Below are 9,611 nucleotides of genomic sequence, written 5' to 3'. Positions count from 1 at the left end.
TGCCGGTAGCGTTCGGCGAGGGCCATGAGGGCTCCTGCGAGCTCGGTGAGGTTGGCCGAGGCCGCCTCGACCTCGCGGGTGCCGGCGGCGGTCTGCTGGCTCGCCTGGCGGATGTTCTGCAGGGCGCCCATCACCTGCTCGATGCCGAGCTGCTGCTGGTTGGTCGACGCCACGATCTGCTGGAAGGTCTGCACGTTCTCCTCCACCCGCCCGGTGATCTCCTCGATCGTGCGCTGGGTCGTGTCGGAGCGCGCCTTGCCGGTGGCTGCCCGCTTGACCGCCTCCTCCGTCAGCATCACCGAGGTGTTGATGCCGCGCTGGATCTCCGAAAGGATGCCGCGCACCTGCAGGGTGGCCGCCTTGGCCTGGTCGGCCAGAAGCTTCATCTCCGAGGCCACCACCGCAAAGCTGCGCCCGCTCTCCCCGGCCGCCGCCGCCTCGATCGCGGCGTTGAGCGCCAGCAGGTGCGTGCGCTCCGAGATGTCGTTGACCGTCTCGATGATGTCGCCGATCGTCTGGGTCTTCTCCGACAGCGTCACGATGTTGCCGGCCACCGCCTCCGCCTGCTCGCGGATCGCGTCCATCGCCCGCGCCGTGTCGGCCACCGCGCGCAGGCCCTGGCGCGAGGTCTGGGCCGTGGCCTGGGCGGTGGCGATCACCTCGCCGGCCCGCTTCGTGATCTTCGCGCCCGAATGGGTGATCTCGTCCACCGTTGCCGCCGTCTCCTGCACCGCCGCGAACTGCTCCTCCACCGAGGCCGCCTGCTCCTGCGCCGAAGCACGGATCTCGGCCGCCGCCGCGTTCAGGTCCGAGGTGGCGGTACGGTTGTTGCGAGCGAGGTCGGCCAGCCCCGCTACCATCGCATTAAGGGTACGCTTCAAGCGACCGATCTCGTTGTGGCCGCCTTCCCCGAGTGTACCTGTGAGGTCGCCCTCGCCAACATGCTCGACAAAGGTCATTACCCGCCCGAGCGGCCGGACGATCAGCCGGTTGATGGCGATCCCGATCCCGATGCAGATCAGGAGCGTGAGCAGGGTCCCGCCCCAGAGCGCGAGGCTCTCGTTGCGCTCGGCCTGCGTGACGCGAGCGGCCTGTGCCGCACGAGTCTGTTCTTCCAGATTGTCGATGGCGACGAGCTTGCTGCGCAGGGTGTCGAAGAACTGCTTGCCCCTGCCTTCGGCCTCGATACGCACCCCATCCGGTCGCGTCTTCGGATCCGCGGCCTGACGTATCGCGGTCTCGCCGATATCGGTTTGCCAAGCGCGCGCCGCCGTCACGGCATCGGCAAACAGACGCGAACGCTCGGCATCGTTGCCGATCAAGGTCCTCAAATGTGTGATCGTCTGGTCCAGGGCCGGCCGCCCTGCGCGGTAGGGCTCCAGGCTGCTCTCGCGCCCGGTGATCAGATAACCGCGTAGGCCGGTCTCCTGGTTGAGCATGGCGGTGCGGAAGGCATCGAGCCCCCGAACCACTTGGGTCGAGCGGTCGAGGGCGTCGGTCGCATCCTGCAGGTGGTTGCGTGTGGCTAAGATCGCCCCGCTGCTGAGGACTGACACCAACGCGATGACGCCGATCGCACCTCCAAGCGTGCGGTTGAGGCCAAACGTGTTCGGCATTTTCGAGCGTTCCTACGCAGACCTACGGACACTGCCTTGCGGCAATCGCCATCGCGAGCGCAGTCAGCCAAATCAGCAGCTAAATCAAGCTTGTGGGGATCTTCAGCTCGGATTTGCGCTCAACATGTGCTGGTCGACCGCCACCCATGCGTTGCAGAACCGTCACACGTTCTCCCGGTAGCTCTGAACCCCCCTTGTCTCTCGCTGGGCTTAGCCGTAGCCAGAAACCAGAAACGCTAGTTAAATCAGCACTTTAGTATTGTTATAAACTACGACCCACTGATTGGTGGGCCGGCGCTGGCGGATGTTTTTGGGGCGGCATCATGTGTGACCATCTGCCAATCACTTGCTGGAAGCAGCGCAACGTAGTCGCTGGTATCGCTCTGGCCGGCGTCTCTCTCGCAAGCTTAAGCGTCGGTGCGTTCGCCCAGGAAGCTACGTCGCCGCGCCGAGGCATCACCAATCCTCCTGCCGAGGCAAGCGTGCAGCTTGAGACGCTGACCGTCGAAGGCCAGGGTGGGCCTGCCGCATCGGTCGCACCCTCCGCTGCTGCTGCCGTGCGCCGGATCGAAAGTCCGACTGGCCCGGTGGATGGCTACGTCGCAACCCGCTCGGCTACCGCCACTAAGACCAACACACCGCTAATCGAGACGCCCCAGTCTATCACTGTTGTCGGTCGAGAGCAGATCGATGCGCAGAAGGCCCAGACCCTGACCCAGGCAACGCAGTACGTTCCCGGCCTCTACTCAGGTACTTTCGGTGCAGACTCCCGCATCGACTACTTCACTCTGCGCGGCTTCGTAGCGAGCGATTACGGCCTCTATCGGGATGGCTTACAGCTGCTCAATTTCGGCTTCGGTTACTTCAAAGTTGACACTTTCGGGCTGGAGCGGATCGAGATCCTGCGCGGGCCGGCTGCAGTGCTATTTGGTGCAGGTACGCCCGGTGGTCTTATCAATCAGGTCACGAAGCGTCCGACGCTCGATCCGTTCGGCTACGTCGAGGTCGGCGGCGGTTCCTTCGGACAGGTCTACGGCGCCTTCGACATCGGTGGGCCAGCCGACGACTCCGGGCATTGGTTCTATCGCCTGACCGGTATTGGCCATACTGGCGGGACGCAGGTCGACGGCGCGCCGGATGACCGCGTCTATATAGCGCCCGCTTTCACCTATAAGCCGGACGGGGCGACGAAGATCACCTTCCTGTCTAGCTACCAGCACGATAACACGGCGGTGACGTCGAACTTCCTACCCTATTCCGGTACTGTACGGCCGAACCTTGGCGGCCTGCGCATCTCACGTGCACTCAATGTGGGCGATATCGGCCTAAATACCTTCACGCGCGATCAGGCTTACGCGGGGTACGAATTCGAGCACGCCTTTGACGAGACGTGGACTATTCGGCAAAATCTGCGGTACTCTTTCCTCGAAAGCTTTCAAAACTCGTATATCGGCCAGCTCGGCTATAGCGACCCCGCCACCGAGACGCGTCTTGCCCGCTATCAGTTCCGTGATAGCGCCAAGGTTGGCTTGTTCCAGGTCGACAACCAGGCCGAGGCACGTTTCTTCGACGGCTTCTTCAAGCACGATCTGCTGCTTGGCGTCGACTACAAGAATTATCAGCTACACGACAATCAGGCTTCAACCTTTCCAGGACCGGATATTAGTATCACCGCCCCCGTCTACGGCATGCGCGTCGCCAGTCCGACCCCCTATTTGGTCAATGCGGACTCCTTCACTCAGCTCGGTCTCTACGCACAGGACCAAATTAAGCTGACCGATCGTCTTACCCTCGTCATTGGCGGGCGCCAGGACTTCGCCGACAACCGAGTGCAGGATCGGCTTACCCCTGCCAACAGCAACGGCCGTAGCGACAACGCCTTCACCTATCGTACCGCGTTCATATACAACTACGATTTTGGCCTTGCGCCATACATCAGCTACTCGACCTCGTTCCAGCCGCAGATTGGTTCGGACGCTAATAACATTGCCTTCAAGCCGGAGACCGGCGACCAGATCGAAGGCGGCGTGAAGTTCGAACCGCCGGGTGCCGGCTACTTTCTGACGTTGGCGGGCTTTGATATTCATCGCGACAACGTCCTGACCCCCGTTCCAAACACCTTCTTCCAGTCTCAGATCGGTCAGGTCCGCTCGACTGGCTTCGAAGCGCAGTTCACTGCGACGCTCGCGGAAGGCCTAAACGTCGTCGCCGCCTACACGATCTACGGATTGACCGTGGAAAAGAGCGCCGATCCATCGACCATTGGCAAAGTCCCTGTCAGCATCCCCGAGGATTTCGCTTCTCTGTTTCTCGACTACACAGTTCCCACGGGTGACTTGCGTGGGTTTGGCTTCGGCGGTGGCGTTCGCTATATCGGTCGTTCCTACGCTGACACGCTCAACACGCTGCGCGTGCCAGAATACGTGTTGTTTGACGCTCAGGTGCATTACAACTGGGACAGGTGGAGGTTTGCGGTCAACGCTACGAACATCGCCGACCGGCGCTTCGTATCTTCCTGTCAGTCGGGCCTCTCATGCTTCTACGGCGACGCTCGCCGAGTCCTCGCAAGCGTCGCATATAAATGGTGAGGTAAGTTCAGACACCCGTCTGCTTCAGACTGTGATGTGGAGCAGACGGGATCTATTTATTGTTGATATGCGCCTTATCGTTGGTTCGATTAGCCAAGCTTCGTATCCGCGCATGACGCCATGCTCTATCTGGCTTGCGGCCCCGCGTCGATCGAACCAAAGTTATTGCGAGAGGATCCAAGGCGCGAGCTTCCTCGTGCCAACCTTCTTTTGCCATAGCTAAGAGCATCCGCGTCCAAAATGGCCTGTGACGCCAACGGCGAAATCGTTGATAGATCGTGCTGTGTGAGCCATAAATCTTTGGGCAATCTGTCCATCGGCATCCGCTCAGAGATACATAAATAATACCTGAGAGTGTGTGACGGTCATCCAATCTTGGCTGCTTGTCGGCTGGGAGATAAGTCGAGACGACACTCCACTGAATATCATTGAGCCAAAAAAGCTCTCTCAGGTCTGGCATATCCCGCATCACAGAAACCCGCTCCCCGAGTGCCCCTTGAAGGCGTTCGCGCGCCGGATGTAGCCGACCACCGCCCGCGGATCGCGATGCCCCGATTGATCTATGATCCGGGCGAGATCGAAACTGGTCACAGATCCAACCCCAGCCGGTCCTTAGCGACGTGCTTGAGGTAGGCGGTCCTGAGATCCTTCGGCAGCCCGAAGGTCCAGCCGCCCATGAGGTCGCCGTGGCGTAGCATGGGCTGTCCCTTCAAATCGCTTCGGTGCAATCCTTATTTAACGGCCTCCGGCGCATCGTTTCATGGGCTGCCGGCTCACACGTCGGCAACCGACTAGTCGGTTGACCGTTCTTAGGACGGGTGTTAGCACGCCCCACCAGCCCCTGGCAGTAAGCTTCCCGACCGGCGAGAGCCGTGAGATCCTTCGGGGGGCCGAGCCCAGGGGCTTGCGCGTTTATGGTAGGTCACTCGGTGGCTGTCTTCGTGGACGGCGGCTTCTTTTTGAAGCGGTTGCGCCACGTGTTCCCCGAAGTGGATCACACTGATCCAATAGCTGTTGCCGACCTCATTCATGGGCACGCTCTCCGTCACCGCTATCAGCGGACGGGTCGGGATGAACGCCAACGCGACGTGTATGAGAATTATGATCTCTACCGCGTGTTCTTCTACGATTGTCCACCGCTCGAAAAGAAGATGCACTGGCCGATTAGCGGCAGAGCTATTGACTTTGGAAAATCGCCTGAGGCCATATTCCGCAAGGCTTTACACGATGAGTTGCGCCGCAAGCGGAAAGTTGCTTTGCGATTGGGGCATCTGATCAATACGGTTTCTTGGAAGCTCCACGATAATGCGCTTCGAAATATGCGTCGGGGCGAGCGAACTTTTGCTGACTTAACGGACAGTGATTTCACCATTGATACCAGTCAAAAGGGCGTCGATATGCGCCTTGGGCTAGATGTGGCCGCCCTCTCCTATAAACGTCTCGTGCAGCAGATTGTGCTGGTGGTGGGCGATAGCGATTTCGTACCGGCGGCTAAGTTGGCACGGCGCGAAGGCATTGATGTGATCCTGGATCCGCTCGGTATTTCGGTACACGACCATCTGTATGAGCATACCGATGGCGTCCGCACACCCGAGCGTTTTACCAAGAAGGCGCGTCAGGTTCAGAACGTCGGCCTCCCCGGCCGTGTCATCCGCCGGGGAGGCGAAGATGTTGAGGAGGTTGGAGCGCCAGATCCATCCGCTCCGCCGCGCCGAAAGCGCCGTCCGCGCAGACCAGACCCTAGTCGGCCAGCGTGACGGAAATCACAACACCCCCGAAAGCTTGAAGCAGCTAAATCTCTACAGAAATCCGCTCCCCGCATGATCCTTGAAGGCGTTTGCCCGGCGGACGTACCCGAGGACGGTCCGGGGGTCGCGGTGGCCTGACACTTCCATGATGCGCGCGAGGTCGGCCCCGCGCTCAGCCGCAGTCGTCACGAACCCAGCGCGCAGGCTGTGCCCGCCGAACGCAGTCGGATCGAAGCCCGCGGCTCCAGCATACCGCTTCACGATGTCTCCGATGCTACGATCCGTCAGCGCTTCGGCTCGGATCCGGCCAGACCGGGAGATCGGCCGGAACACCGGCCCGTCCGTGATCTCGGCCGCCATCAGCCATTCTCTGAGCAGCGCCACGGGCCGAACGTGTCGACCGTGCGGGATCGCCTTCTCCGCTCCCCTGCCCTCCTGATCGGTCTTCGATCGCCGGATCAGCACCCGCAGGCCATCGGCATGGTCGGTCAGGTCCGAGACCAGCAGAGCGGCGAGTTCCGACCGCCGGAAGGCACCAGCAAACCCGAGCCCGAGCAGAGCCCGATCGCGCTTCCCGGCGAGGCCAGGCGGGGCGTGCGAGAGCATGGCTGCTAGCACCTCGGCGGTCGCGGCCGTCTTCTGGCGGATCTCCGTGCCGGGCCGGCGTCGAATGCCTTTGATGACCGCATGCACCGTCTCGTGCGCGCCTGGGTCCGGTAGGTCGGCGAGCTTGTGCGCATAGGCGATGGCCGCGAGCCGCCGGCCGATCGTGGACGAAGCCCGCCCGGCTGCCGCCTCGTGCGAGAGGAACGTCGCCACCGTCTCGGGCGCCGCCGGCAGCGAGGACACGCCATGCCCGCCGCACCAGGCCGTGAAGGCCGTCCAATCCGACTTATAGGCCCGCACCGTCGCGCTTGCCTTCGAGGCGCGCTGATAGTCACGCACCAGGGCGAGCGCTTCGGCCGGCAAGTTGCCCTCGGCGACGGGCAGAACCGCGACGGACCGCATCGACGGTTCAGAACTCCGCATCGCATCCCCTTCCGGCACCGAGCGCATCTGCGATCATGCCGCCGATCGCGCCATCCGCCCAATCGTTCGGAAGGCCCATGTAATGGCCCGGCCTACGGATCATGCCGCAGACGAACCGCTCGCCGTCGCGTTCGAGCGCCTGGCACGCACCCTCGGCCGGATGGCCGGGAATGTGATCGAGCGCCACGCCACAAGCCTGCGTCGCGCAGCAGTAGCCGCAACCGTTGCACGGTGAGCCATAGGCTGGCTTCACCGGAAGGCGCTCGCCGTTGGTCCCATCTATCAGAACGATCGCTGCCATTGAGACCGCCTACCGGCTAAAACTTCTGAGAATGCGTTTTATCGGAACTTACACGCCATAAATGCCAACCGCAAGATACGTAAACTGTAAACCTACACCTAAATTCAAACGGCAGACCTAAACTGGTTACCTAGAGGTCAAGCTAAACGGTATCTTTGGACCTTAGACCTACACCGTTTTAGAAAGCGCGCCGGAGGTGAGTCGATGCGGGTTGTCACGATCTTGGGTTTGAAGGGTGGAAGCACGAAGTCCACACTCACGGCGCACCTCGCTGTGGCTGCTCACCACGCCGGTATTCTGAGCGCGATCGTGGACACCGATCCTCAGGCGACGCTTCGGATGTGGTCCACACGAAGGCAGACGGACGGGCCGCCGGTTAGGCCAGAGACGACGCCGGACTTCCTTGAACCCACACTGCGCGAGTTCGAGAAGCAGGGTGCCGAGTTGGTCCTGATCGATACGGCGGGTAAAGCCGAGATCATGGGCAAGCGAGCGGCTGAGTTGTCCGACCTCGTGCTGATCCCATCGCGCACGTCGTTGGCCGACATGGATGCCGTGCCGACCTCACACACGATGGCCAAGGGCCTGGGCAAGCCGAACTTCGTCATCTTCACTGATGTGGATGTGAGCGGTGCGAAGAAGGATGTGAAGGAGGCGGCTGCAGGGTTCGTCTCCCGCGGTATCCCGACCGGTCGCGAGCATGGTGCGCCCTTCATTTGTCACCGCAAGGGCTACAAGTCTTGCCTGATCGACGGCAGCACGATCCAGGAGATCGAGCCGAACGGAAAAGGGGCTGAGGAGATCGATGCTCTGTTCCGATGGGTGGCAAAGCAGGTGGGTATCAAGGTGAAACGCAAGCGGACGGAGAAGCAGAATGGCTAAGCGGCCGAGCCTGTCCGCATCGTTCGTGGTTGGAGAGCAGCCTATCCTAGACCCTACACCTCAACCTAAATCTACACCTCAACTTCAAGGTTTAGGTACACCTACACCTAAAGTGCGCGACCATCGCGAAAACCGACAGGCGTTCACGGTGTGGCTGGACCGGGAGCTCATCGCAAAGGTGCGTAGCCTGTCCCGCGAGCTGGTTGCCGAACACGGTCGGGCAGGTAACTCCATCGAGGCGCTGGTCACTGAAGCCATGCATGAAATTCTTGCAAAGCACAGCCGGTAAGAGGTGCACCAGAGTTGGACTGACGTGCTACACGTTCCCGCTCCCGCCTGTGATCCGGCATTCCGCTCGGCCAACGTTGGTCCGGCGCTTTCAATTTGCCATCGCGCCGCTAGCTTCATCTGCAGCGAGCAATTGAGGTCGATGGAGCGGTCAGCACACTTTATGGACATCACACCACTGCTCAACGATCAGCAAGAGGCTCTGGTCAAAGCCGCCGAAGAAGCGGTCCTGGAGCCATTGGCAGACTTTCCGCATATCGAGCTGCGTTCGGGCGTGGAGCCGTGGGACAAGCGGCGCACCGCCGGCAAAATCCTACGTATCGAAATTCCTCACAAAGCTCATTCCGTACTGAATGTTAGCGCGGATCGTCCAGACCCGGTAATGCTGATCGAGGCAGCACATGAGGGCCGGCAATCGCACCTCATTCCTCTCCGCATCGCCCGCATGGCTTCCTCACCATTCGCTTTTCTGCGTGGGGCTGCCCAGGTCATGGCCTGGGACCTCGCTCATGGTCCTCGCACCGCAATCGATGTGGTTTTGAACGGGGACGCACACATTTCCAATTTCGGCTTGTTCGGCACCCCGCAAGGCGATGTCGTATTGGATCTCAACGACTTCGATGAGGTCACAGTTGGACCGTGGGAGTGGGATCTCAAGCGGCTCTGTGCGAGCATCGAGGTGGCAGCTCGCGACGCTGACGTGCCCCCATCTGAGCGTCGGGACGCGACGCTGAGTGCCGTGGCAGGCTACCAGCACACGATGAACGATCTTGCCCCTCGCGGATCGCTCGAAGTCTGGCAGTCCGCATCGCGAGCCGACGATCTTGTCTTCGCCGGGATCGAGATCGATGCGCGATCTCAAGCTGTCGTAGCCAAGGCCGTCGAGAAGGCTCGGCGAAAGAACAACCAGAGCCTGCTGGCCCGCGTTGGCGAGCGTCGCACGGACGGAGGCTGGCGCTTCCGCGAGGATGCGCCGATCCTCGTTCGGGTTGATGATGCAACGCGTGAAGCTGTGACGGGCGATCGGCGAGGCGGCCTGCGTGTCCGTGCACGGCGCCAATCGTCTCGGCTCGAACTCGCTGATCGACCTGGTGGTGTTCGGCCGGGCGGCGGGCCTGCGCTGCGCCGAGATCGTCGAGAAGGGCGGCCGTCAGCCCGA

General features: G+C 61.5%; 9 protein-coding genes and 1 pseudogene. 5 read left to right on the top strand and 5 right to left on the bottom strand.

All coding sequences use genetic code 11. The features are described from left to right. The coding region (locus tag MKK68_RS26130) for a methyl-accepting chemotaxis protein (protein ID WP_244033401.1) at nucleotides 1–1,616 on the bottom strand (1,616 nt) is incomplete at its 3' end. Between the two features lie 323 nt (nucleotides 1,617–1,939). Here MKK68_RS26130 and MKK68_RS26125 point away from each other — a divergent pair. Further along, a complete protein-coding gene (locus tag MKK68_RS26125; protein ID WP_244033400.1) occupies nucleotides 1,940–4,204 on the top strand; it encodes a TonB-dependent siderophore receptor in 2,265 nt (754 codons plus the stop codon). 52 nt (nucleotides 4,205–4,256) lie between these two features. Here MKK68_RS26125 and MKK68_RS29985 read toward each other — a convergent pair whose 3' ends face one another. Together MKK68_RS29985 and MKK68_RS29615 are read right to left on the bottom strand one after the other, a co-directional pair. Continuing rightward, a complete protein-coding gene (locus tag MKK68_RS29985; RefSeq protein ID WP_409567328.1) occupies nucleotides 4,257–4,664 on the bottom strand; it encodes a transposase in 408 nt (135 codons plus the stop codon). Nucleotides 4,665–4,672: 8 nt separating this feature from the next. Continuing rightward, nucleotides 4,673–4,795, bottom strand: coding sequence for a hypothetical protein (locus MKK68_RS29615; RefSeq protein ID WP_279605511.1), 123 nt, complete (start codon nucleotides 4,793–4,795; stop codon nucleotides 4,673–4,675). Between the two features lie 338 nt (nucleotides 4,796–5,133). On the opposite strand from MKK68_RS29615, the gene MKK68_RS26120 reads away from it, so the two are divergent. After that, the gene (locus MKK68_RS26120) at nucleotides 5,134–5,961 is read left to right on the top strand and encodes an NYN domain-containing protein (protein ID WP_244033399.1); all 828 of its coding nucleotides are present in this window, start codon (nucleotides 5,134–5,136) and stop codon (nucleotides 5,959–5,961) included. A 42-nt stretch (nucleotides 5,962–6,003) separates the two neighbouring features. On the opposite strand, the gene MKK68_RS26115 is transcribed toward MKK68_RS26120, so the two are convergent. Continuing rightward, nucleotides 6,004–7,008 (bottom strand): site-specific integrase, encoded by a 1,005-nt coding sequence (locus MKK68_RS26115; protein ID WP_244033398.1) that lies wholly within the window; start codon nucleotides 7,006–7,008, stop codon nucleotides 6,004–6,006. Next, complete coding sequence (locus tag MKK68_RS26110) at nucleotides 6,968–7,282, bottom strand: hypothetical protein (RefSeq protein ID WP_244033397.1); 315 nt, start codon at nucleotides 7,280–7,282, stop codon at nucleotides 6,968–6,970. The genes MKK68_RS26115 and MKK68_RS26110 overlap by 41 nt, the downstream gene beginning before the upstream one ends. A gap of 204 nt (nucleotides 7,283–7,486) precedes the next feature. On the opposite strand from MKK68_RS26110, the gene MKK68_RS26105 reads away from it, so the two are divergent. The 3 genes and pseudogenes from MKK68_RS26105 to MKK68_RS26095 form a co-directional block, all read left to right on the top strand. Then, nucleotides 7,487–8,164, top strand: a complete 678-nt coding sequence (locus MKK68_RS26105) for an AAA family ATPase (protein ID WP_147764658.1) — start codon at nucleotides 7,487–7,489, stop codon at nucleotides 8,162–8,164. After that, nucleotides 8,157–8,453, top strand: coding sequence for a hypothetical protein (locus MKK68_RS26100; protein WP_244033396.1), 297 nt, complete (start codon nucleotides 8,157–8,159; stop codon nucleotides 8,451–8,453). Before MKK68_RS26105 ends, MKK68_RS26100 begins: the two co-directional genes overlap by 8 nt. A 162-nt stretch (nucleotides 8,454–8,615) precedes the next feature. Further along, nucleotides 8,616–9,470, top strand: a pseudogene (locus MKK68_RS26095) (DUF2252 family protein); the annotation flags it as partial. Nucleotides 9,471–9,611 lie beyond the last annotated feature (141 nt).

The sequence above is a fragment of the Methylobacterium sp. E-016 genome (assembly GCF_022829745.1).
In the GTDB taxonomy this organism is placed as follows: Bacteria; Pseudomonadota; Alphaproteobacteria; order Rhizobiales; family Beijerinckiaceae; genus Methylobacterium.
Note: the sequence above shows the minus strand (reverse complement) of the source record. Positions and strands in the feature narration are given on the sequence as shown.

Coding starts and splice junctions, on each gene's coding strand:
- MKK68_RS26115 (WP_244033398.1), bottom strand. CDS start 7,008: ATGCGCTCGGTGCCGGAAGGGGATGCGATGCGGAGTTCTGAACCGTCG.
- MKK68_RS26110 (WP_244033397.1), bottom strand. CDS start 7,282: ATGGCAGCGATCGTTCTGATAGATGGGACCAACGGCGAGCGCCTTCCG.
- MKK68_RS29985 (WP_409567328.1), bottom strand. CDS start 4,664: ATGCCAGACCTGAGAGAGCTTTTTTGGCTCAATGATATTCAGTGGAGT.
- MKK68_RS26100 (WP_244033396.1), top strand. CDS start 8,157: ATGGCTAAGCGGCCGAGCCTGTCCGCATCGTTCGTGGTTGGAGAGCAG.
- MKK68_RS26125 (WP_244033400.1), top strand. CDS start 1,940: ATGTGTGACCATCTGCCAATCACTTGCTGGAAGCAGCGCAACGTAGTC.
- MKK68_RS26105 (WP_147764658.1), top strand. CDS start 7,487: ATGCGGGTTGTCACGATCTTGGGTTTGAAGGGTGGAAGCACGAAGTCC.